At 69.5% G+C, this 21,600-nt stretch carries 21 protein-coding genes; 7 read left to right on the top strand and 14 right to left on the bottom strand.

Features of this window, described 5'->3' with window-relative positions:
* Positions 1-48: 48 nt before the first annotated feature.
* From pspM to BJ969_RS21415, 7 genes are all read right to left on the bottom strand, one after another.
* Entirely contained in the window at positions 49-879 is an 831-nt protein-coding gene (gene pspM / locus BJ969_RS21385; protein ID WP_184481398.1) for a phage shock envelope stress response protein PspM, read from the bottom strand.
* Between the two features lie 12 nt (positions 880-891).
* Positions 892-1,713 (bottom strand): PspA/IM30 family protein, encoded by an 822-nt coding sequence (locus BJ969_RS21390; RefSeq protein WP_184481400.1) that lies wholly within the window; start codon positions 1,711-1,713, stop codon positions 892-894.
* A gap of 320 nt (positions 1,714-2,033) precedes the next feature.
* Positions 2,034-2,525: a helix-turn-helix domain-containing protein gene (locus BJ969_RS21395; protein ID WP_184481402.1), complete on the bottom strand. Its 492-nt coding sequence runs from the start codon at positions 2,523-2,525 to the stop codon at positions 2,034-2,036.
* 188 nt (positions 2,526-2,713) lie between these two features.
* Complete coding sequence (locus BJ969_RS21400; RefSeq protein ID WP_184481404.1) at positions 2,714-3,190, bottom strand: nicotinamide-nucleotide amidohydrolase family protein; 477 nt, start codon at positions 3,188-3,190, stop codon at positions 2,714-2,716.
* On the bottom strand, positions 3,187-3,813 hold the full coding sequence (gene pgsA / locus BJ969_RS21405) for a CDP-diacylglycerol--glycerol-3-phosphate 3-phosphatidyltransferase (protein ID WP_184481406.1): 627 nt from the start codon (positions 3,811-3,813) through the stop codon (positions 3,187-3,189). The genes BJ969_RS21400 and pgsA overlap by 4 nt, the downstream gene beginning before the upstream one ends.
* Positions 3,810-5,252, bottom strand: a complete 1,443-nt coding sequence (gene rimO / locus BJ969_RS21410) for a 30S ribosomal protein S12 methylthiotransferase RimO (RefSeq protein WP_221315901.1) — start codon at positions 5,250-5,252, stop codon at positions 3,810-3,812. The genes pgsA and rimO overlap by 4 nt, the downstream gene beginning before the upstream one ends.
* Positions 5,253-5,299: 47 nt before the next feature.
* Positions 5,300-5,926, bottom strand: coding sequence for a Uma2 family endonuclease (locus BJ969_RS21415; protein WP_184481411.1), 627 nt, complete (start codon positions 5,924-5,926; stop codon positions 5,300-5,302).
* A 137-nt stretch (positions 5,927-6,063) separates the two neighbouring features.
* Here BJ969_RS21415 and BJ969_RS21420 point away from each other — a divergent pair, with 137 nt between their 5' ends.
* A complete protein-coding gene (locus tag BJ969_RS21420) occupies positions 6,064-6,597 on the top strand; it encodes an amino-acid N-acetyltransferase (protein WP_184481413.1) in 534 nt (177 codons plus the stop codon).
* Here BJ969_RS21420 and BJ969_RS21425 read toward each other — a convergent pair.
* The 3 genes from BJ969_RS21425 to BJ969_RS21435 form a co-directional block, all read right to left on the bottom strand.
* Positions 6,545-7,129 carry an RloB domain-containing protein gene (locus BJ969_RS21425; protein WP_184481415.1) on the bottom strand — a complete coding sequence of 195 codons (585 nt, stop codon included), beginning with the start codon at positions 7,127-7,129 and terminating at the stop codon, positions 6,545-6,547. The two genes, BJ969_RS21420 and BJ969_RS21425, sit on opposite strands and share 53 nt — an antisense overlap.
* Before the next feature lie 56 nt (positions 7,130-7,185).
* Positions 7,186-8,499: an AAA family ATPase gene (locus BJ969_RS21430; protein WP_184481417.1), complete on the bottom strand. Its 1,314-nt coding sequence runs from the start codon at positions 8,497-8,499 to the stop codon at positions 7,186-7,188.
* A 113-nt stretch (positions 8,500-8,612) separates the two neighbouring features.
* Entirely contained in the window at positions 8,613-9,344 is a 732-nt protein-coding gene (locus tag BJ969_RS21435) for an alpha/beta fold hydrolase (protein ID WP_184481419.1), read from the bottom strand.
* Between the two features lie 201 nt (positions 9,345-9,545).
* Between BJ969_RS21435 and BJ969_RS21440 the strand changes: the two genes are divergently transcribed.
* Positions 9,546-10,112 (top strand): phospholipase, encoded by a 567-nt coding sequence (locus BJ969_RS21440; RefSeq protein WP_343071526.1) that lies wholly within the window; start codon positions 9,546-9,548, stop codon positions 10,110-10,112.
* Between the two features lie 135 nt (positions 10,113-10,247).
* Positions 10,248-11,465, top strand: a complete 1,218-nt coding sequence (locus tag BJ969_RS21445; protein ID WP_184481421.1) for an alpha-hydroxy acid oxidase — start codon at positions 10,248-10,250, stop codon at positions 11,463-11,465.
* Positions 11,466-11,751: 286 nt separating this feature from the next.
* On the opposite strand, the gene BJ969_RS21450 is transcribed toward BJ969_RS21445, so the two are convergent.
* Together BJ969_RS21450 and BJ969_RS21455 are read right to left on the bottom strand one after the other, a co-directional pair.
* On the bottom strand, positions 11,752-13,026 hold the full coding sequence (locus BJ969_RS21450) for a sialidase family protein (protein ID WP_184481423.1): 1,275 nt from the start codon (positions 13,024-13,026) through the stop codon (positions 11,752-11,754).
* A gap of 194 nt (positions 13,027-13,220) precedes the next feature.
* A complete protein-coding gene (locus tag BJ969_RS21455; protein WP_184481425.1) occupies positions 13,221-15,719 on the bottom strand; it encodes an FtsK/SpoIIIE family DNA translocase in 2,499 nt (832 codons plus the stop codon).
* A 124-nt stretch (positions 15,720-15,843) separates the two neighbouring features.
* Here BJ969_RS21455 and BJ969_RS21460 point away from each other — a divergent pair, with 124 nt between their 5' ends.
* From BJ969_RS21460 to BJ969_RS21470, 3 genes are all read left to right on the top strand, one after another.
* Positions 15,844-16,698, top strand: coding sequence for a lysophospholipid acyltransferase family protein (locus BJ969_RS21460; RefSeq protein WP_184481427.1), 855 nt, complete (start codon positions 15,844-15,846; stop codon positions 16,696-16,698).
* A 340-nt stretch (positions 16,699-17,038) separates the two neighbouring features.
* Positions 17,039-18,628, top strand: a complete 1,590-nt coding sequence (locus BJ969_RS21465) for an alpha/beta fold hydrolase (protein WP_184481429.1) — start codon at positions 17,039-17,041, stop codon at positions 18,626-18,628.
* Positions 18,629-18,903: 275 nt separating this feature from the next.
* On the top strand, positions 18,904-19,653 hold the full coding sequence (locus tag BJ969_RS21470; RefSeq protein ID WP_184481431.1) for a DUF4190 domain-containing protein: 750 nt from the start codon (positions 18,904-18,906) through the stop codon (positions 19,651-19,653).
* Positions 19,654-19,704: 51 nt separating this feature from the next.
* Here the strand turns inward: BJ969_RS21470 and BJ969_RS21475 are convergent, their stop codons facing one another.
* On the bottom strand, positions 19,705-20,331 hold the full coding sequence (locus BJ969_RS21475; protein ID WP_184481433.1) for a TetR/AcrR family transcriptional regulator: 627 nt from the start codon (positions 20,329-20,331) through the stop codon (positions 19,705-19,707).
* 130 nt (positions 20,332-20,461) lie between these two features.
* Between BJ969_RS21475 and BJ969_RS21480 the strand changes: the two genes are divergently transcribed.
* Positions 20,462-21,112 carry a hypothetical protein gene (locus BJ969_RS21480; RefSeq protein ID WP_184481435.1) on the top strand — a complete coding sequence of 217 codons (651 nt, stop codon included), beginning with the start codon at positions 20,462-20,464 and terminating at the stop codon, positions 21,110-21,112.
* A 54-nt stretch (positions 21,113-21,166) separates the two neighbouring features.
* Here BJ969_RS21480 and BJ969_RS21485 read toward each other — a convergent pair whose 3' ends face one another.
* Positions 21,167-21,511, bottom strand: coding sequence for a hypothetical protein (locus BJ969_RS21485; protein WP_184481437.1), 345 nt, complete (start codon positions 21,509-21,511; stop codon positions 21,167-21,169).
* Positions 21,512-21,600: the final 89 nt, after the last annotated feature.

Consider the following 21,600-nt stretch of genomic DNA (forward strand, 5'->3'; position numbering starts at 1 on the left):
CGTACTGACGTGGAGTCATCAGGGCGTCGTGCTTGACCGGTGCTTTCGTCACTGGCGGGACGAGTCCGCGGTCCCGCTCCCCCAGCCCAGCTCGTGCAGCGCGGTGGCGAGCCCGGCCAACCTGTCCGTGGCGTCCTGCACCGCGTGGCGCTGCTCCGGCGCCCCGCTGGCCGCGACCGCGCGTCCCGCGGCGGCGACCAGGTAGCGGTAACCCTCGATGCCTTCGTCGAGTTCGTCGCGCAGGCGTTTCGCGTCGGCGCGCAGCTCGTCCTGCTCGGTCGCGGGCACGTGCGGCAGCGCCGCTTCCACCGCCTGCAACCGGGAAGCGACCTCGCGCAGCGCCGTCGCGGCCCGGTTCGCGGTGGCGCGAGCATCGTCGGCTTCGGCGAAACCGTCCGCGGTGAGCTGCGTCAACGCCTGGTGCATGCTCTGCTCGGCGTCGCGCAGCAACCGCATGGGTTCGCGCGCCCGCGAGCCGCTCGGCGGCAGTTCCACGGGTTCCGGCGCCGGTTCCGGCAGCGGCGCCTTGAGCAGCCGCCGGTAGCGCCGCCATTCGGCGAACGAACCGAACGCGGCCGCGACGGCGACCCCGCCGAGGCCGAACGCGGCGACGTCGAGCGAGGTCTCCAGCACGCCCGGGGCCACCGGGATGCCGAACTGGTGCGGCGCGAACGACACGTACGCGCCGGCACCGAGTCCACCCGTGCTCACCACCCCGGCGGTGGCGTTCTGCCGTGCGCGCTTGCGCTTGCGCAGCAGCCGCGCACGGGGATCCCGCCACTGGGCGAGCTTGCGGCGGACCTGGCCGACGACGGGGCCGCGCAGCTCACGCAGCGCGGCCTCGCCCCATTCCGCGAGTTCGTTCTTCCGCGGCGGCATCGTCTCGGCCGATCAGGCCTGGCCGGTCTGCGGGTTCTGCTGCTGCTGCGGGCGGGTGGCCGGCTCGGCCACGTCCCCGCTGGCCTGCTGTCCCCCGGTGACCTGCTGCTGGCCGCCGCCCATCGAGGCGCGGAGCTGCTCCAGCCGGTTGGCGCCCGCGGCGTCGACGGAGGCCTGCTGGACCTCCATCATCCGGCCCTGCACGCTGTTCTGCGCCAGCTCCGCCTCACCGAGCGCGGTCGAGTAGCGCTTCTCGATCTTGTCGCGGACCTCGTCCAGCGACGGCGTGGTGCCGGGCGCGGCCATGTCGCTCATCTGCTTGAGCGAGTTCGACGCCTGCTCCTGCATCTTCGCCTGCTCCAGCTGGCTGAGCAGCTTCGTGCGCTCGGCGATCTTCTGCTGCAGCATCTGCGAGTTGCGCTCGACGGCCTGCTTGGCCTGCTCGGCGGACTGCAGCGACTGGTCGTGCAGCGACTTGAGGTCTTCCACCCCCTGCTCGGCGGTGACGAGCTGGCTCGCCAGCTGGCTGGCGGTCTCCTCGTACTTCTGCGCCTTGGCGACGTCGCCTTCGGCGCGCGCCTGGTCGGCCATCACCAGGGCCTGCCTGGCCGAGGACTGCAGCTTCTCGACTTCGCCGAGCTGGCGGTTGAGCTTCATCTCAAGCTGCCGCTGGTTGCCGATCACCGAGGCCGCCTGCTGGGAGAGTGCCTGGTGCTGGCGCTGCGCATCCTCGATGGCCTGCTGGATCTGCACCTTCGGGTCGGCGTTCTCGTCGATCTTCGACGAGAACGACGCCATCAGGTACTTCCAGAACTTCACGAACGGATTGGCCATCTCCTCCGCCTGCCTTCTCTCCTGCCGGTGCTGCCCGTGCGCGTTGTGCGACCGCCGCGAACCTCGACCCGACGTCTGAGGTCCGGCGCGAGCCGGCTTCAGCCACGTCGTGTCCTGTCCTCATGATGCCGCCGCACCCATCGTGTCAGGGCGCGGTGTCCGGTTCCACCAGGATGCGTAGATCTCCGGGGATTTCCCCCGGGGACCACGAACGGTCACGACATGATCGAACCAGCACCGCCACCCGAGCTTTCGCCCGGGTGGCGGCCACGGTCCGCACGGTCCACCTGATCAACGCGGCGGAGCCCCGAGAGGTTCCTTCAGGCCGCGACCACCACGCCGCCGGAGCTGCGCAGCGGCGGGCTGATCCGCTGGCTGAGCACCGGCTGCAACCGGTGTTCCTCGGTGAGGTCTTCGCTGGAGAGCTGCGCGTCGATTCCCGCTGCCTCGGTGTCGGCGAAGTCGGCGCCGGACAGGTCGGCTTCGCTGAGGTCGGCCCCCATCAGGCTCGGCACCAGGCGACCACCGTCGAAGTCCGCGGTCCGCTGCTCGACCATCGCCGGGGCGAGCACGGAGCCCGAGCCGTCGAGGTCACCGGCGACCGTGACCAGCAGTTCCGGCAGTGGCAGGTCCAGCGCGCCGCAGATCGAGGACAGCAGCTCGCTCGACGCTTCCTTGCGCCCCCGCTCCACCTCGGAGAGGTAGCCGAGGCTCACCCGGGCGGCGCGCGAGACATCTCGCAGCGTACGAGACTGAGCGGTCCGGGCGCGGCGCAGCCTTTCACCGACTGCTTCCCGCAACAACACGGTCATCGCGCGCCTCCCTCCTTCGTCGCTTACATCGTGCGCTACGCGTCAACGCCCCCTACGTTACTCATCGCGACGCGGTTTACGAGAGCGATCACCCTCTAATCCGCCGAGGGCGAACGTCCGCGCACCGGCGCGCAAGCGCGAATCGGTGACGATTCCGCAGCACTGGGCCGTCTGGACACTCCGCACCCTCAACGAAGAATCGTGGCGAAGTGTTCCAACGCCACTCGAACGGCCGCCGTCCGCACGGCCGCGCGATCACCGTCGAGCCTAGTGGAGAGCACGGTGGTGCCGGTCGCTCCCGCGAATCCCAGGTGCACGGTGCCCGGTGCGGCCCCGTCCTGCGGGTCCGGTCCGGCGACCCCGGTCAGGCCCACTCCCCAGGTGGCCCCGCAGCGCTCGCGCGCTCCGGCCGCGAGCTGCTCGGCCACCTTCGGCTGCACCGCGCCACCGGCCGCCAGCAGCGCGGGGTCGACCCCGGCGAGGTCGGACTTCAGGTCGGTGGCGTAGACGATCAGCCCGCCGCGCACGACGGCGCTGGCGCCGGGCACGTCGGTCAGCACGACCGCCAGCAGTCCCGCGGTCAAGGATTCGGCCGTGGCGACGGTCTCGCCGCGACCGCGCAGCAGTTCCAGCACGTCGGCCGCGCCGGCGGTCGAGCCGGTCACGAGCGCGTCGCCGTCGTCCGGCGGCCTTGCGCCCGCAGCCGCACGGCCTGCACCACGTAGTCCACTCCGGTCACCACGGTGACCAGCACCGCGGCGCCCATCACGATCCAGCGCACCGGTTCGATCAGCCCGCCGAGCGGCACCAGGTACGCGGTGATCGCGATGGCCTGCAGCAGGGTCTTGAGCTTCCCGCCGCGGCTGGCGGGGATCACGCCGTGGCGGATCACCCAGAACCGCAGCAGTGTGACGAACAGCTCCCGCGCGATGATCAGCAGCGTGACCCACCACGGCAGGTCGCCGACCACGCTGAGGCCGATCAGCGCGGCCCCGGTCAGCGCCTTGTCCGCGATCGGGTCGGCGATCTTGCCGAAGTCGGTGATCAGGCCGCGCTTGCGGGCGAGTTCGCCGTCGATGCGGTCGGTGATGGCGGCGACCAGGAACACGACGACCGCGGCCCACCGCCACAGCGGCTGGTGCCCGTCCTCCCACAGCAGCGCCACCAGGAACACCGGTACCAGCGCGAGCCGGGAGACGGTCAGCACGTTGGCGATGTTCAGCAGCGGCACCTGGCGGGGCTCCCCGCCTTGAGCGGGTGATCCCGAGGCCGCGCCTTCGGTCGTCATGGTGTCTCCCCGGACCGTTGCCGTTCGGGCTCGTCGCCGATGGGGCGCACCACGAGGTCGACGCCTTCGCTGGCGATCACCCGGCAGTGCAGCACGTCGCCCACGGCGACCGTCCCAGGATCAGTGACGAGGCATTCGCCGTCCACCTCCGGGCCCTGGTGCTCGGCGCGCCCGGCGCAGCCGTCCTCGTGCTCGGTGTCGCGTTCGATCAGCACCCGGACCTCGCTGCCGATGCGGTCTTCGGCGCGCTGGTCGGTGAGTTCGTCGACGAGCGCGGACATCGCGGCGACGCGTTCGGCGACGACGTCCTCGTCGAGCTTGCCGTCGAAGCCTTCGGCTTCGGTGCCGTCCTCGTCGGAGTAGCCGAACACGCCGACGGCGTCGAGCCGGGCGCGGGTGAGGAAGTCGCGCAGTTCCGCGAAGTCCTCCTCCGTCTCGCCGGGGAAGCCGACGATGACGTTGCTGCGGATCCCGGCTTCGGGCGCGAGCTCGCGGATCTGGTCGATGAGCCCGAGGAAGGATTCGGTGGAGCCGAAGCGCCGCATCCGGCGCAGCACGGTTTCGCTGGCGTGCTGGAAGGACAGGTCGAAGTAGGGCGCGACGCCGGGCGTGGTGGCGATGGCGCGGACCAGGCCGGGCCGGGTCTCCGCGGGCTGCAGGTACGACACGCGCACGCGGTCGATGCCGTCGATGCCCGCGAGCCGGGGCAGCAGGGTCTCCAGCGCGCGGGCGTCGGAGAGGTCCTTGCCGTAGGAGGTGGAGTTCTCGCTGACCAGGAACAGCTCGCGCACGCCCTGGGTGGCCAGCCAGGCCGCTTCCCCGAGGACTTCGTCGGGCTTGCGGGACAGGAAGGAGCCGCGGAAGGCGGGGATGGCGCAGAACGTGCACCGCCGGTCGCAGCCGGAGGCCAGCTTCAGCGAGGCGACGGGGGCGTCGTCCAGCCTGCGGCGCGTCACCCGCGTCGAGGGCACCCAGCCGTGGCCGGGCACCGCGACCTCGGCCGCGGCGGCGGGTCGTTCGACCGGGGTGATCGGCAGCATGGTGCGCCGGTCCCGCGGCTGGTGCGAGGCGAGCGGGCGGTCCTCGATCACGTCGTCGAGCCGCTCGGCGAGCTGCGCGTAGTGGTCGAAGCCGAGCACCGCGTCCGCTTCGGGCAGCTGGTCGGCGAGTTCCTGCCCGTAGCGCTCGGCCATGCAGCCCACCGCGACGACCTTCGCGCCGGTGTCGGCGGCGGCCAGCAGCGTGTCCACCGAGTCCTTCTTCGCCGATTCGACGAAACCGCAGGTGTTGACGACCACGACGTCCGCGGAGTCCTCACCGTCGACCAGGTTCCAGCCGCGCTCGTGGAGGTTCCCGGCGAGCTCTTCGGAATCGACTTCGTTGCGCGCGCATCCCAGAGTGACCATGGACACTCGGCGCGGTGTGGACCCAGCAGGCATGACCCGAGGTTAGCCGTCGCCCTGAGCCCCGCTGCGCCCGCGCCCGGTCAGCGCTGCAGCAGGACGTCGACGGGGATCTCCGCGGCCACGTCCCCCGGCAGCTTCAACGTCTCACCGGAGGCGTAGGTCGCGGCGCTGCGGTACTCGCCGCCCTCCGGACGCCACAGCACCTTCGCCTCGCGGTGGCGCCGGTCGCCGATGAGGTACACGGGGATTCCGGCCCGCGCGTAGGCCTCGGGCTTGATCCGCAGATCGTCCTCCCAGTTCGAGGAAGTGATCTCGACGACCAGGTGGAACACGTCGGCCGGGTACTGACCACCGGGCTTGCGGTGGTCGCGGAAGTCCTCGTCGACCACGGAGAGGTCCGGTAGCGCGTAGTCACCGGGCCCGTCGGGCAGCGCGACGCCGATGTTCTGGAGCACCTCGAACTGATCTTCTTCGACCGAGGCACGGTCCAAGATGCGCATGAGCCTGGTCAAGGCGACCGCGTGGCCGCCGTCGGGAGGTGGAGTCACGACGACCCTTCCGCTGATCGCTTCGATCCGGAAGCCGTCCAGCTCGGGGTTCCGCCACAGCCGCTCTGCGGTCTCGCGCGCGGTAGGGGTCTCGTCCGAGCACTCCGGGGATTCCGGGTGGCGGTCGTGCGTTCTGCGTTCAGGCATCGTGGCGGTCATCCCCCACCTCCTGGTTCGAGCCTAGCGCACAGCACCACCGTCGGTAACGATCATATCACTGTGCGAAGTCGGCCGATTACCGTGTGCAGCCCAAGGGCACGTCGACTCCAGCGTGCCGGAAAGGTAGCATCTTGACCATGCATGATTATGCGGCCGAGGTGATATCGATTCGGCGGGCACGGGTGGGGGACGTCCGCGGGATCAAAGCCCTGGTCGACTCGTACGCGGGCAAGGTGCTGCTGGCCAAGGAACTCGTGACGCTCTACGAGCACGTCCAGGAGTTCTGGGTCGCCGAGCTCACCGCGCCCGACGGCCCGCCCCGCGTGGTCGGCTGCGGCGCCCTGCACGTGCTGTGGGAGGACCTCGCCGAGATCCGCACCGTCGCGGTCGATCCGGCTGCCCGCGGTCACGGCGTCGGCCACCGTGTGGTCGGCCGTCTCGTGGAGCTCGCCGTCGAACTCGGCCTGACCCGCGTCTTCGTGCTCACCTTCGAGACCGCGTTCTTCCAGCGCCACGGCTTCGCCCCGATCGACGGCGCCCCGGTCTCCCCCGACGTCTACGACGAGATGCGCCGCTCCGCCGACGAGGGCGTCGCCGAATTCCTCGACCTCCCGTACGTCAAACCCAACACCCTCGGCAACACCAGGATGCTCCTGGAACTCCCCACCTGACGAGCCTCACGTCGCACGCCCGTCCATCACATCGACCAGCCGCCAGACGCCACTGGACGGATTGCGCTGGTGCTCGCATTCGTGCTCGCACCTGCTTTCGGCCCGCGCCCGCGCATCGGGCCAAACCGTCCTTGTAGTCGTCGAACACGATCGAAGCCTTCTCGTAGTGGCGCACATGACGCTTGAGCCTGCTCGCGGCCGCCCGGTAGTCGTGTAATGCCCCACCGAAATCCTCGAAGTGCAGGAGCAGCCAGTACTCGAAGCACGGGTTGGACACCGCCAGCGTGATGTTCGCCTTCTTCGCGGCAGAACGCGCCGCATCGATGTCGAATTCGTCCACGTCGACCACGCACCAGATCTCGTCGTAAGCACCGGGGTTCCTGCTCCGCCACCGCTTGGCCTTCGCCACCAACGTGACCGGATCGACCGCCTCGCTCTCCAACTGCACGTCGACGGCCAGGGTCCGGAGGTGCGAGTGCAGCGCGCGGAGATACTGGCGCTCGGTCTCCGCCGCGCCGCACAGCACCAGCACGAGGGGCTTCGAGGTCAGCTTGGGTCGACGACGTCCACCCCTGTTCTCCCGGCGGGTCACCGGTCGGCCCCGAACGCCTCCGCGAATCGCTCGGCCGCCAGGAACGGGACCGCGCCGTAACTGCCGTGCAGGTAGCGCCGTTCGTAGTTCTCGCTCTTGCGCGGTTTGAAGTCGGACAGCGCGTAGAGCGAGCTCCGTCCGGCGCGGTCCTTCTCCACGAACCACACCGAATCACGCGGAAGCGATTCCTCGCCGAGCATCGTGCCGAGCAGGCTCGTGTCGTGGGTGGTGAGGATCAGCTGAGCCTGGCTGGTGTTGATCCGCTGGTCCAGGAACAGGCCGATCAGCCGGGAGGTGAGCAACGGGTGCAGGCTGGTGTCGATCTCGTCGACGACGAGGACGGAGCCGGCGCGGATTGCGGACAGGACTACCGGCAGCAACCCGATCCACTGCTGCGTGCCTTCCGATTCGTCGCGGAGGTCGAACAGCTCGTCGCCGCCTTCCGCGTGTACGAACTTGAGCAACATCTCCACGTCCGGGCCGCGCGCCTCCAGTTCGGCGATATGAGCCTTGACGCGCTCCGCTTCTTCGGACTCCCCTGCTTCCTCGGCCCGCTTGGCGCGCCAGAGGTACGAATCGATGCGGCTGCGATCTTCACGCCGCTCCACCTGGACGTCCGCGATGCCGAGGTCTGCCGCTCTGATCAGGTTCAACACCTGTTCCCGAGATGTGTCACCACGTTCCAGGAGCTCGGCGAGCCGTCGAGCTCCGAACGCCGCTGGGCGACTGGCAGCGGATCTCCGGAATCGCATGGTTCGCACGAACCACCGGTGAACCGGCTGGATCTCGTCGAACCGGGACTGCCCTGCCACGGAGAGCAGCAGGGCGTTCTCCCGAGTCATCTCCTCCAGTACCTCGCGCTTGACCTTCGCCGTCCGGACGGTCGAGCCGAACTTCACCTCACGGCCTTCACGTTCGAAGAGCACCCGGCGCCGGTTCTCCGGATACGAGTAGAGCCACTCCTCGCGCACGGCGGAGTCGTCCAGGACGAACCCGTAGGTGTAGCGGACGGACTCGATGAGCAGCTCGACGACGAAGGTCGAGGGTTCTGCTCGTAGCGCGGGGTCGAGCCGGAACGGTCGCCTCGGCACACCATCGTCACCGTCCGCGTCCCAGTGGCCGAAGGAATCCACCACTGCCGACCGCATGAACCGCAACCCGTCCAGCAGGTTGGATTTGCCGGACGCGTTGGCCCCGTAGATCGCCGCCACCGGCAGGACTTCACGCGTCTTGTCGTAGGCGGGCATCAGGAGCAGCTCCTGCTCCTCCGCGAACGAGCGGTGGTTGCCGAGCCGGAAGCTCCGGAGCATGAGACACCTTCCGTGGTCGAGCTTCAAGCCTTCTCGTGCAAGTTAACCGCAAAAAACGGCCTGGAGGTACCTCAACAGGCGTGTTCGCAACGACACCATCGGGCGATCACCGCTCAGAAGAGGTCGGCGACGGCTTCGGTGGTTCTGGTCGGGTCTTCCAGCCAGAGTTCGTGGGTGATGTCGTCCAAGCGGCGGACGTCCCAGCCGAGGCGTTCCAGGTCGGCCGCCAGTTCCGGGGGCACGACCGCGTCGCCTTCGGCGGAGAGCAGCACGGTGCTGGGCACGGCGGGCGCAGCGGGGACGAACGGGTGGTGGGCGATGTCCCGGTACACCTCGCCGATCATGCGCCGGTCGAACTTCCGCTTGGCCTGCGCGGTGAGTTCGCGGGTGCGCGGGGTGTGCGCCGCGGCGGCCTGCTGCTGGTGGCCGCGGCGGGCGAGGGCGCTGATCACGAGGCTCAGCGTCGGGGCCGCCCAGAACAGCCGGGCGCGCCAGCCGCTCGTGGGCAGCGCCAGCTGGAACCCGGGGTCCAGGTACAGCGCGTACCGGGGTGCGAGCGCTTCGACCGCGCGGGGCACGATCGAACCGCCCAGCGAGTGGCAGGCCAGCACGTCCAGGCCCGTCGGCAGCGTGTCGACGAGGTCCGCGGCGAAGTCGTCGATCAGGTAGGAGTCGCCGCGCGGGCTGTCCCCGTGGCCGCGCAGGTCGACCGCGATCACGGTGTGCTCGCCACCGTCGACCAGCGGCGCGGCGAAGTCGTGCCACAGCTCGCCGGACTGCCCCAGGCCGTGCACCAGGCCGACAGTGCTGGGTCCGTCGCCGAACGTCGTCGTGTTGAGCTTCATCGCCGTCCGTCTCCGCAGGTGATCGACACCGAGCCTAGGCGGCGGCGTGGCGCCGTCCCCGAGACCACCGGGCACCCGTCGGCGGCACGTCATCCGAGCTTCATGCGGCGAAAACCCGCCTGATCCCGCGCGTACCTCGCGAAACGGCTATAACACCGGTGTTGATCCTTGCAGGCCCCACCCTGATCACGAGGAGATCCCGTGTTCCGTTCCGCCACTTCCCGCCGCGGTCTCGTCGCATCCGTCGCCGCGGGCGCCGCGATGCTGCTGTCCGTCGGCACCGCCCACGCCGACCTCTCCGATGACGAGTTGCAGCAGGTCACCGACCAGTACCTGTTCGAGACCTCGTTGAGCGACTTCATCGACCTGCGCTCCGAGCAGCCGCACTCCGGACAGCTGGACTGGTCGTCGGACAGCTGTTCCTGGTCGCCGGACGAGCCGCTGGGCTTCGACTTCTCCACCAGCTGCGACCGGCACGACTTCGGCTACCGCAACTACAAGGCGCAGGACCGGTTCTCCGAGGACAACCGGTTGCGCATCGACGACAACTTCAAGGCCGACATGTACTCGGGCTGCGATGACGACTCGACGTGCAAGGCGGCGGCGAACGTCTACTACGAGGCCGTGCGCCAGTTCGGCAACATGAGCACGTCCACGTCGTCGGCCGTCGAGCAGGCCGAGATCAAGCCGGTGCACGCCGAATCCGGCCAGGTCGTGGGCTTCGAGGGCAAGACGCGCACCGGGGAGACGATGCGCTTCGACTCCTGATCCGATTCGCCGATGCGGGCGCGGTCACCGGTTCCCGGTGGCCGCGCCCGTTGCCGTCGGACGGTTTTTCGCCGCCACCGCGCTGGGTAATGTCGCCCGCGTCCGGCGATGACGACGTAGAGGAGACGGTGCTCGATGGTGCGGCGGCAGATTCCACGCTGGTCCGAGTTGCGCCCGCTGCTGCGGGTGGAACCGCCGAAGTTGAACCCGACGCAGCGGCGGCTGTCGCAGGCGCACACCATCGCGGACCTGCGGTCGATCGCGCGGCGCCGCACCCCGCGCGCGGTGTTCGACTACACCGACGGCGCGGCGGAGAGCGAGACGAGCCTGCGACGAGCCAGGCAGACGTTCAGCGAGATCGAGTTCCACCCCTCGGTGCTGCGCGACGTGTCCACTGTGGACACGAGCAGGACGATCCTCGGGAAGCCCTCGGCGATGCCGTTCTCGTTGGCCCCCACAGGGTTCACGCGGATGATGAACCACGAGGGCGAGCCCGCGGTGGCACGGGTGGCCGAGCGCGCCGGCATTCCCTACGGCCTGTCCACGATGGGGACGACGTCCGTGGAGGACCTCGCCGCGGCGGCGCCGGGCGCGCGCAAGTGGTTCCAGCTCTACGTGTGGCGCGACCGCTCCGCGGGCCTGGAACTGGTGCGCCGGGCGAAGGAGGCCGGGTACGAGGCGCTGATGCTCACCGTGGACACGGCGGTCGCGGGCGCGCGGATGCGGGACGTGCGCAACGGTTTGACGATTCCGCCGTCGCTGACGGTGAAGACGATCGCCGACGGCGCGCTGCACCCGGCGTGGTGGATCAACCTGCTCACCACGGAGCCGTTGCGGTTCGCGTCGTTCACCCGCTGGGAGGGCACCGTCGCCGAGCTGATGAACGAGATGTTCGACCCGTCGCTGAGCTTCGCCGACGTGGAATGGCTGCGGGAGATCTGGGACGGCCCGCTGATCATCAAGGGCCTGCAGAACGCGGCGGACGCGAGCAAGGTCGTGGAGCTCGGCGCGGACGCGGTGATCCTCTCCAACCACGGCGGCCGCCAGCTGGACCGGGCGCCGACGATGCTGGAGCTGCTGCCGCGGGTGCGCGACGCGATCGGGGATCGCGGCGAGATCATGCTGGACACCGGCATCCTCAACGGCGCCGACATCGTGGCGGCGGTGGCGCGCGGCGCCGATTCCTGCCTGGTGGGCCGCGCCTACCTGTACGGCCTGATGGCGGGCGGTGAGCGCGGTGTCCAACGAGCCGTCGACATCCTGCGCACGGAGATCGAGCGCACGATGCGCCTGCTCGGCGTGGACTCCCTGACCAAGCTCGACGACTCGTACGCGACCTTGCGCCCCCACTGAGGATCACGCGTCAGCGGCGAAGCCGTGCCCTGGGCGGGCGAAGCCACACCTGCCTCACGGCGAAGCCGTGCCTTGGACGAGCGAAGCGAAGTCTGCCTTGCGGCGAAGCCGTGCCTGGATTCGCGAAGCGAATAGCCCACGTCGAAAAGCCGCTCACCGGCGGGTTCTCAGCGTTCTTCTCGCGAGGACAGCTTTTTCCCTCGTGGCGGAGCCACTTGGGAAAAAGATCCCGCAGCGAGAAGAACGCTGAGGTTCCGCTACCCGGACACCCAAGCAAAAAGAGCCCTTACCGCCCCGGCCGAGGGTCGAGCGGGGTGCGTTCGGTGTTCGTTGTGGCCGCGTCGCCGGAGCCGTCGATGGCCCCGGTGCCGAAGTAGGCCTCGCAGGGCCCGCCGATGTACTTCTCGAAGTCCGTGACCACGTGGATCAGCGACTCGCCGTCCTCGGTCGGCACCACCGACGGGCTGAAGCCGCGGCAGGTGCTGCCCTGGTTGTGCTCGATGTGCACGGGGGCGTCGATCTCGCGCCAGCCGCTGGAGAGGTCCGACGGGTGGTCGTTGACCATCAGGGTCTTGCCGTTGCCGGGCGCCCAGCCGCCTTCGTCGCCCGCGAGCATCTGGTACGCGAGCACGAGCCTGCCGTTGGGGTCGTCACCGGGCGCCCAGGTGATCGTCGGGGTGCCCAGCGGCTGCCCGCCGGTGTCCGAGACGATTTCGGTGCCCGGGTCGCGGGGGTCGCCCCAGTCCCAGCCGTCCTCGGATTCGCGCATCCACACCGTGCACGTGTGCACCGGGTCGAAGTTGCACATTTCGTAGGTCATCACATAGGTGCCGTCCGGCAATTGGCGGACACCGGCCATCCCGGGGCGCACCCGGAATTCGTCCTGCTTGATCGCATCGCGCTCGTCGGTCCAGGTGATGCCGTCCTTGGAGCGGATCTGAACCATTTTCTGATCGTGGTTCGGATCCATGTCGTCGGAGTAGAACGCGACCAGGTCACCTTGTTCGGAGACGGTGAATTCCGGCTCCCAGATTCCTGGTCCCGGCGGCTTCGAGACCACGTCGGACAGGTACGACCAGGTTCGCCCTTGGTCGTCGCTGCGCCACAACCGGACGCTGCTGGTCCGGGTCTCCTCATCGGCGCCGACGCCGGCGGTGCCCGCCCACAGCAGGGTGCCCGCGGGCATGTCGCCGACCTGCCGCGGCAGTTCGTAGAGGGTGGAGCAGCACATGCCCTTGGTGTCCTCGCCCGCCGGGTCGCGGATCTCGCCGACCGGCTGGAAGGACTTGCCGTCGTCGGTGCTCTCGTAGATCACCGCACGTCCGGCGTTGTCCACGTAGGTGGTCATGCTGGCCATGACACGCCCGTTGGCGGTACCGCTGTTCTCGAGCCGGACCAGGCGCGGGTAGCTGCTGCCGCCTTGCCGGAACATCTCGCCCTTCGAGATGTCCATCGGTGTCATGTCACCGGCCGGCGGCTCGGCCCCGGCCTGGTACCAGCCGGTGAGCAGCAGCACCGACAGCGCGGTGGCGGCACCGGCTCGTGCTTTCTTGCCGTTCATCGCGAACCTTTCGGTCGAGGAGCGGCGCAGAATATATCTCGCGATGATCAGTCCGTGAACCCTCGTGGCACATTTCCACCACTCCCCCGAGTGGCGGTGTCGCAGTCGTGAAGAATACGCGCCGAAGTCATTGCCGCGACGAAAATCACCGGTAAATACGGCAACGGCCCCGCCTGATCAGGCGGGGCCGTCGATCACTCTTCGGAATCCGGTGGCGGACCGCCACGAATCGAATACAGAGCGTTTTCCAACTCATCCGGTTTCACCAGCACGTCGCGCGCCTTCGACCCCTCGGAAGGACCGACGACGCCGCGCGATTCGAGCAGGTCCATGAGCCTGCCCGCTTTGGCGAACCCGACGCGCAGCTTCCGCTGCAGCATCGACGTGGAGCCGAACTGGCTGGTGACGACGAGCTCGGTGGCCTGCAGCAGCACGTCGAGGTCGTCGCCGATGTCGGAGTCGACTTCCTTCTTCTCGCCCGCTTTGGCCGCGGTGACGCCGTCGGTGTAGTCCGGTTCGGCCTGCTCCTTGGTGTAGGAAACGACGCGGTGGATCTCTTCGTCGCTGACGAAGGAGCCCTGCACGCGCTGCGGCCGTCCGGCTCCCATCGGCAGGTACAGCGCGTCGCCCATGCCGATCAGCTTCTCGGCGCCCGGCTGGTCGAGGATGACCCGCGAGTCGGTGAGCGAGGACGTGGCGAACGCGAGCCGCGACGGCACGTTCGTCTTGATCAGGCCGGTGACGACGTCCACCGAGGGCCGCTGGGTGGCCAGCACCAGGTGGATTCCGGCGGCGCGGGCCTTCTGCGTGATCCGCACGATCGCGTCCTCCACGTCACGCGGCGCGGTCATCATCAGATCCGCGAGCTCGTCGACGATGGCCAGGATGTACGGGTACGGCCGGTATTCGCGTTCGCTGCCGGGCGGTGCGGTGATCTCGCCGGAGCGGACCTTGGTGTTGAAGTCGTCGATGTGGCGCACCCGGTTGGCCTGCATGTCCTGGTAGCGCTGTTCCATCTCGTCCACCAGCCAGCCCAGCGCGGCGGCGGCCTTCTTCGGCTGGGTGATGATGGGCGTGATCAGGTGCGGGATGCCCTCGTACGGGGTGAGCTCGACCATCTTGGGGTCGATCAGGATCATCCGGACCTCTTGCGGCGTGGCCCGCGCCAGCAGCGACACCAGCATCGAGTTCACGAAGCTGGACTTACCGGAACCGGTCGAACCCGCGCACAGCAGGTGCGGCATCTTCGCCAGGTTCGCGGTGACCATGTGGCCTTCGATGTCCTTGCCCAGCCCCATCACCAGCGGGTGCTCGTCACCGGAGGCGGTGGTGGAGCGCAGCACGTCGCCCAGGCGCACCATTTCGCGGTCGCTGTTGGGCACTTCGATGCCCACCGCGGACTTGCCGGGGATCGGCGCGAGCAGCCGCACGTTGTCGGTGGCGGCGGCGTAGGCGATGTTCTTGGTCAGCGCGGTGATCTTCTCGACCTTCACGCCGGGCCCGAGTTCGATCTCGTAGCGGGTGACGGTCGGCCCCCGGACGAAGCCGGTGACCTCCGCGTCCACCTTGAACTGCTCCAGGACCGCGGTGATCGCCTCGATCATGGAGTCGTTGGCCTTGCTGCGCGTCTTCGGCACGTCCCCGCCGGTGAGCACGTCCAGCGGCGGCAGCTTGTAGTCACCTTCAACGGCGCGGCTGATGGTGAGCTTGCCGGTGTCGGCGGGTTCGTCGGCCGTGTCGGCGGCGGGCACCTCGGCCGCCGCGGGCTTCGCCTTCCCGCGGGGCTTGGTGGGGGCCTCTTCGGGCACGTCGTCGAGGGAGAGCTGGTCGCCCTTGGACTTGCCACCGCTCTTGGCTGCGGGCTCCTCCACGGGCGTCGAGGCCTGGCGGCGCCGCGACGGGCGGCGCAGCTTCACCGTCTCGGGCGCGACTTCCTCGGTGGCGGGTTCGCCGTCTTCGACGGGCTTGCCGAGCAGGTGGTTGCGCACGGTGGCGAGCGTCGTGTCGGTGAGCAGCATCAGCCCGAACAGCGCCACCAGCACCAGCACGGGCACCGCGACCCAGCCGGTCAGTCCCTGCGCCAGCGGCCCGCCCGCGATGAAGCCGAGCACGCCGCCCGCGGCGGGCCACTCCTGCCAGCCGCTCGGCGCGCCGGAGCCGATGTGCAGCACGCCCAACGCGCTCCAGCCGAGCAACACCGAGCCGAGCACCACTCGCGGCCGGGCTTCGGGGTTGTTGTCGGTGCTGGCGAAGAACACCGCGACCCCGGCGACGACGATCGGCAGCACCAGCACCGCGTTGCCGATGACGAACCGCAGCCCCCAGTCGAGCCACTGCCCGACGGGCCCGCCCGCGTGCCACCAGATGCCGGCCGCGGTGATCACGGCCGCGGCGAGCGCGATGATCGCGAGCCCGGTGCGCCCGTGCGCGGGGTCGATGTCCTTGGCGCGGCGCAGCACTCCGCCCGACCGGGGCTGGCCGCGCTGCGCGGTGGGCTTCTTCGCCGGGGTGCGGCGCGGCGCGTGCGTGGAGCCGCGGGAAGAGCCACCGCTGGAGGTGGTCTTGCGGCTTTTCGCGGCACCGCCGTTGCTCTTCGTGCCGCCTGAGCTGCGTGTTGAGCTCTGGGCCCTGCTCTTCGAACCGGGTTGGGACTGGTTCTTGCGCTGGGCGCCGCTCGTGGTCCGGCCCGCCATGGGACTTACGGTATCTTGACCGGCCCCTCCCGTCACAGGTGGCACAGCGGTCACGGGGGTGTCGGGCCCTGGTTTTCCACGTCCTGCGTCCACCGATTCCGCCCTTGTGCGATCCTCACTCGTCATGGTCGCCCAGCCCGCAGATCCAGCAGAGCCGACACGCCGCAGCCCGCAGGCGTCCCAGCGGTCCCGCACCCGGTTGTTCCGGGAGGCGCCGCTGCTGTGGCGGGTGCTGCTGCGGGTGGACCGCGCGCTGATCCTGCTCACGGGCCGCCTGGAGGTGACCGGTGACGTGCCGGACGAGTTGCGCGGCAGGCCGCTGCTGCTGGCCTCGAACCACATCGGCAACGTCGACGCGCTGGTCGTGATGGCGGCGTGCGGCCGTCGGCGGCTGGCGCTGCGCTTCCTCGCCACCGGCGGCCTGTTCGACGCCCCGGTGATCGGGTCGATGCTGCGCCACTGCCACCACGTGCGCGCCGACCGCGGCAAGGCGAACGCGGCGCAGGCGCTGGACCACGTGGTGGGTGCGCTGGAGGAGGACCACCGCCCGGTGCTGGTGTACCCGGAGGGCCGGATCAGCCTGGAACCGGGCCTGTGGCCGGAGCGCGGCAAGACCGGCGTGGCCCGGATGGCGCTGGCCTCGCGCGCACCGGTGATCCCGATCAGCCAGTGGGGCGCGCACGAGGCCATGTGCTACGGAATGCTGCGCGTCGGGAACTTCGGTGACGTGCGGGTGCTGCTCGGATCGTGGCTCGCGGCCATCCGGCGGCGCCCGGTGCTGAAGGTGCACTTCGGCGATCCGGTCGACTTGAGCGATCTGTCCTCGGACCGCGCCGGTGACGCCGCGCGCGCCAGGGACCGGATCATGCGCGCGATCACGGCGGGCCTGGCTCCGCTGCGCGCGGACGAGCCGGACGTCCCGCGGCACGAGGACCCGACCCGCAAGGTCACCGACAAGCGCAGCCCTTGGCGCCCTTGAGAGCCGGAGATTCCCCAGTCCGGGAAAAATGAGCGTCGCCGCGATTCAGCCGCGCTCACGCGACAACGCTCGGGGGCGGCCCCCAGGAACCATTCCGCCCGGCAGCACGTACGCGCGTTCCTGATCAGCCGGGACCGTATCCGACTCATCCGGCGCGGCGGGGCCGCGTTTCTACTCACCTTCCGCGACCGGCCGGACGTGCTGGGTCACCAATACCGTTCAACTGGGAATGCGCGCAATCGTGCGGATTCGCGAAACACCTGGTGGAATGCGGACGCCCTGAGCAGACTGAGCCGATCGGCACCCGCAGCGGGCGCCGAACCGGACATCGAGGAATGAAGTGCAGAAAACAGCGACCGCGACAGCGGCGACCGGCTTGCTGGCCGCCAGCCTGCTGTTCGCACCGGCGAGTTCCGCCGCCCCGACCGCCCCGGCCCCCTTCGAACCCGCCCCGATTTCCTGGGGCCCTTGCGAGGACGAGTCCTTGCAGGAGGCGGGCGCCGAATGCGGAATGCTCGAAGTTCCGCTGGACTACGCGAATCCGGACGGGGAGAAGATCTCACTCGCCGTGTCGCAGGTGAAGCACACCGTGCCCGAGGATCAGTACCAGGGCGCGATGCTGCTCAACCCGGGTGGTCCCGGCGGTTCCGGCCTGTACCTGGCGACATTGGGCGAATCGGTTCCGCACGGCGCGGGCGCCGCCTACGACTGGGTCGGTTTCGATCCGCGCGGTGTCGGTTCGAGCAAACCCGCGTTGTCGTGCGATCCGAACTACTTCGCCCACGACCGCCCCGATTACCTCCCCACCACTCCGGAGAAGGAGCAGGAGTGGCTGTCCCGCACTTCCGGTTATGCGGAGGCGTGCGGCAGGACGGGCGGGGCGCTGCTGGACCACATGAAGACGACGGATTCCGTCGAGGACATGGAGAGCATCCGCAAGGCGCTCGGCCAGGAGAAGCTGAACTACTACGGCTTCTCCTACGGCACCTACCTCGGGCAGGTGTACGGCACGCTGCACCCGGAGCGGCTGCGCCGGGTCGTCATGGACGGCGTCGTCAACGTCGAGGACGTCTGGTACGACGCGAACCTGAACCAGGACGTCGCGTTCGACCGCAACATCAAGATCTTCTTCGATTGGGTGGCCCGCTACGACTCGGTGTACCACCTGGGCACCACCGGGGCGCAGGTCGAGCGGCTCTACTACGAGCAGCGCGCGAAGCTCGACGCGCAACCCGCGGGCGGCGAGATCGGCTCGTCGGAGTGGACGGACCTGTTCCTGTCCGCGGGCTACGGCCAGACCGGGTGGGACAAGCGCGCGAAGGCGTTCGCGGGCTGGGTGCACCACGGTGACTGGCAGCCGCTGGTGGAGATCTACGACGCGTCGAACACGCCCGGCGACGACAACGGTTTCGCCGTCTACAACGCCGTCCAGTGCACCGACGTGCAGTGGCCGCAGCAGTGGGGCCGCTGGCGCGCCGACAACTGGGTCACGCACGCGAAAGCACCGTTCGAGACCTGGGCGAACGCCTGGCACAACGCCTCCTGCCTGAACTGGCCGGCGAAGGCGGGTGAGCCGGTGAACGTCGACGGCGGCGACGTCGAGGGAGCCTTGCTGATCAGCGAGGAGCTGGACGCGGCGACCCCGTTCCCCGGCGCGATCGAGGCCCGCAAGCGGCTCCCCGGCGCGAGCCTGATCAGCCTGCCCGGCGGCACGACGCACTCCGGTTCGCTGTCCGGCAACGGCTGCGTCGACGACCGCATCGCCGACTACCTGACCACCGGTGCCCTGCCCCAGCGCAAGCCCGGTGACGGCCCGGACGTCACCTGCGAACCCCTCCCCCAGCCGACCCCGGAGGGCGCCGCGACCATCGGGCCGAAGCGCACCGAGCAGCCGAAGGTGCTCCAGGACGCCCTGCGCCACTGGCGCTGACCGCACGAGCACGAGGGCCGCACCGAACACCGGTGCGGCCCTCGTTCGCGTTCAACGCCCGGTGCGGTGAGCGGCGACCGGCGGACGTGGAAACCCCGCAGGCAGAGCGGGCATTCCCGAGATCTCGCAGACCGCATTTAGCAGATTCCGCACCAGCGATCCACTGAATCCACCCCTACGTGTGGTCCGGCAGGAAAACGCGGACAGGACGTCCTCCCGTTGGAACGATCTTGCGGTTGCTCGCGATTCCCACGTCCTGCCGGAAGGAAACACCCATGTCCGCAGTGGTCCCGCCGCCGACGACGCCGAAGAACGGTCTCGGCACCGCCGGATTCGTCCTCGGTCTGCTCGCCCTGCTGTTCTCGTTCATCCCGTTCATCGGCGTGATCGCCTGGCCGCTGGGCATCCTCGGCCTCGTCTTCGGCGTCATCGGCATCATCCGCGCGCGCAACGGCGAGGCGAACAACCAGGGCATGGCGATCACCGGCACCGTGCTCGCCGGAATCGGACTCCTGATCTGCGTCGCCTGGGTCGGCATCGTCGGCACCGCCGCGAACGAGGCAGCGAAGCAATCCGAATCGCTCGGCGTCGAAGCCCAGCACAGCCCCGTTCCGGGCGGGATTTCCGCGGACGCCTCGGATGCCCCGATCGAACTCGGCTTCGGTCAGACGCACACCTGGAAGGGCGGCGAATCCGTGCAGGTCTCCGAACCGCGGAAGTTCAAGAAGTCCAACCCTTACGAACTGCCTTCCGGAGCCCGCGCGGTCGAGGTCGACCTGACCATCACCAACGGCACCGACGATGAGATCAACCCGGTCACCTGGGACATCACCGCCACCCACGACGGACGCGCCACCCAGCCGGTCTACTCGGACGACATCTTCGCCAACGCCCAGATCCCGCCGGGCGGAACCCTCACCATCACCAGGGGATTCCAGATCACCTCGGACTCCGGGGAACTTCGGATCTCGGTGCAGCCGAACTTCTTCGCCACCGACACCGTCTACTTCCACGGCCCGTTCTGACCGTCGAGGTGAACGGCTCGTTCGCCCGACCGGATCGGACGAACGGGCCGTTCACCCGCCCCCTGCACCAGCCCCGGCGCTCGCCAGGACGGCGTCGACGGCCAGGTACAGGGTGTTCGTCTCGGCGGTCAGCAGCGAGTCCTCGGCGGGCAGCGCGCGCTCCAGCGAGAGGCCGTTGACCACCGTCATCAGGAACCTCGCGCGCCGCGCGTTGTCGCCGGCGGCGAGCGCGCCTTCGTCCACGAGGACGGACAGCCAGTGCTCGGTGCGGCGTTGGCCCTCGCGTTCCATGCCTAGGTAGACGGCCTTGATCTCCTCGGTCGGCTCCGGCGCGATGAATCCCTCGTGGAGCTTCCCGAAGGCCGCGCGCGCCTCCTGCCCCACTCCGGCGGGTGCGAGCACTTCGCGGAGGCAGGCGACCAGCCGGTCCCGTGCAGGTAGCGACCGGTCGTGGATCGCGTCGCCGGTGGCCACCATGTCGTAGATGCCGGCGAGCACGGCGTCCTGGAGGGCTCGCTGGGTCGGGAAGTGGTAGCGCAGCGAGCCCGTGCTCACCCCGGCCCGCGCCGCGACCGCGCGGACGCTCAACCGCGCCGACGCATCCTCACCGATCATCGTCGCCGCGGCCACCAGGATCCGGTGCCGGGTGCTCAACGCCGGCTCCTCCGAGTCGTCCATGCCCACCTCCACTCCGCACAGTACTAGCACACCGTGATAGCGCTTTTCTAACACGCTGTGCTAGCTTGGCGTCCATCGCGCTAGTACAGCGTGTTAGAGACTTTCCGGGGGATTCGGCGAAGGGGCGGGCATGTTCGAGCAGTGGCGGCGAGATCGGGCGTTGCGACGCGTGAAGAGCGGCGACGGGCGGCCGTTGAAGCCGTTCCGCTGGTGGCAGCAGTTCAGCCGGGCGCTGTTGCACCTCACGCTCGATCACCACGACGGGCACCGCACGGTGTACACGGTCGAGGTCCGGCACATGGGCGACAGCAACGGCGAGGTCAAGGCGCACCTGTTCCGCGACGGCAGGCACCACGCGGTGTCCAAGGTCCCCGCCGCCTTCCCCGTCGACGGCGGCACCATCGAGGTCGCGACGAGCCAGGTCGGGCTCAAGCGCTGCCACTACGTGACCGCGTCGGGCACCGAACACCAGCTCACCCCGGATCCGAAGTCCGCAGAAGGACGCCGCGCCCGCCTCGAACGCAACCATCCGGTCGTGAGCGGCGCGGTCGGTTTCGTCTCGGTGGTGCTGCTGGTCATCGGAGTGATCCTGCTCGCCATCCAGATCGCGGAGCCGATCTCCCGGATCCCTCCCATCGCGGCGAACATCGGGATCTTCGAGTCGCCCCTGCACCTGCCGCTGTGGCTCAACACCGCCCTCACCATCGGCGCGGCACTGGCCAGCACGGAACGAGCGCTGCGAATGCGCTACCACTGGTTGCTCGACGCCGCGGGGAACTGACGCGCATGCCCCGAGCCGGAACTCGGCTCGGGGCGTCGGGCTCGCCGACTCGGGTCAGCGCGCCGCGGGAATCGATTCGTCGCCCTGCAACGCGGCCACCGCGGTGGGCTTGTTGCCACCGTCGTCGCACGGCGGCTTGGACGTACTCGGGTCGCAGCCGTCGCCCTTGTCGTCGCCCTTGTCGTCACCCAGGACGCCCACCCGCGAAGCGGTCTGGTCCGCCGGAACGCCGCTGCCCGGCACCGTCTGGTCCGGTGGCGCGTCACCGCCCGGAGCGGTCTGGTCCGGCGGCACGTCGCCCTGGATCTGCACCGCCGGTGCCGGCGCGGCCAGCGCCGAGGCGGGTGCCGCCAGCAGCGCAGCCGTCGCGAAGACCGCCGCTGTGGTGAATCGCTTCATCGTGTGTCGTGCCCCTTCCACATCTCCCGATCGGGATGCGGAAACGCTACGACGCCGAAGAGTCCGGTGGAGGCTCCTCGCTTCCGCGT

Origin of the sequence: Saccharopolyspora gloriosae (assembly GCF_014203325.1) — a bacterium.
In the GTDB taxonomy this organism is placed as follows: Bacteria; Actinomycetota; Actinomycetes; order Mycobacteriales; family Pseudonocardiaceae; genus Saccharopolyspora_C; species Saccharopolyspora_C gloriosae.

Excerpts from the sequence above, each read along its gene's own strand:
- BJ969_RS21435 (WP_184481419.1), bottom strand. The coding sequence starts at position 9,344 with ATGAAGCTCAACACGACGACGTTCGGCGACGGACCCAGCACTGTCGGC.
- BJ969_RS21415 (WP_184481411.1), bottom strand. The coding sequence starts at position 5,926 with ATGACCGCCACGATGCCTGAACGCAGAACGCACGACCGCCACCCGGAA.
- pgsA (WP_184481406.1), bottom strand. The coding sequence starts at position 3,813 with ATGACGACCGAAGGCGCGGCCTCGGGATCACCCGCTCAAGGCGGGGAG.
- BJ969_RS21475 (WP_184481433.1), bottom strand. The coding sequence starts at position 20,331 with ATGGACGACTCGGAGGAGCCGGCGTTGAGCACCCGGCACCGGATCCTG.
- BJ969_RS21390 (WP_184481400.1), bottom strand. The coding sequence starts at position 1,713 with ATGGCCAATCCGTTCGTGAAGTTCTGGAAGTACCTGATGGCGTCGTTC.
- BJ969_RS21450 (WP_184481423.1), bottom strand. The coding sequence starts at position 13,026 with ATGAACGGCAAGAAAGCACGAGCCGGTGCCGCCACCGCGCTGTCGGTG.
- BJ969_RS21460 (WP_184481427.1), top strand. The coding sequence starts at position 15,844 with ATGGTCGCCCAGCCCGCAGATCCAGCAGAGCCGACACGCCGCAGCCCG.
- pspM (WP_184481398.1), bottom strand. The coding sequence starts at position 879 with ATGCCGCCGCGGAAGAACGAACTCGCGGAATGGGGCGAGGCCGCGCTG.
- BJ969_RS21455 (WP_184481425.1), bottom strand. The coding sequence starts at position 15,719 with ATGGCGGGCCGGACCACGAGCGGCGCCCAGCGCAAGAACCAGTCCCAA.
- rimO (WP_221315901.1), bottom strand. The coding sequence starts at position 5,252 with ATGCCTGCTGGGTCCACACCGCGCCGAGTGTCCATGGTCACTCTGGGA.
- BJ969_RS21480 (WP_184481435.1), top strand. The coding sequence starts at position 20,462 with ATGTTCGAGCAGTGGCGGCGAGATCGGGCGTTGCGACGCGTGAAGAGC.
- BJ969_RS21470 (WP_184481431.1), top strand. The coding sequence starts at position 18,904 with ATGTCCGCAGTGGTCCCGCCGCCGACGACGCCGAAGAACGGTCTCGGC.
- BJ969_RS21395 (WP_184481402.1), bottom strand. The coding sequence starts at position 2,525 with ATGACCGTGTTGTTGCGGGAAGCAGTCGGTGAAAGGCTGCGCCGCGCC.
- BJ969_RS21445 (WP_184481421.1), top strand. The coding sequence starts at position 10,248 with ATGGTGCGGCGGCAGATTCCACGCTGGTCCGAGTTGCGCCCGCTGCTG.
- BJ969_RS21485 (WP_184481437.1), bottom strand. The coding sequence starts at position 21,511 with ATGAAGCGATTCACCACAGCGGCGGTCTTCGCGACGGCTGCGCTGCTG.
- BJ969_RS21430 (WP_184481417.1), bottom strand. The coding sequence starts at position 8,499 with ATGCTCCGGAGCTTCCGGCTCGGCAACCACCGCTCGTTCGCGGAGGAG.
- BJ969_RS21420 (WP_184481413.1), top strand. The coding sequence starts at position 6,064 with ATGCATGATTATGCGGCCGAGGTGATATCGATTCGGCGGGCACGGGTG.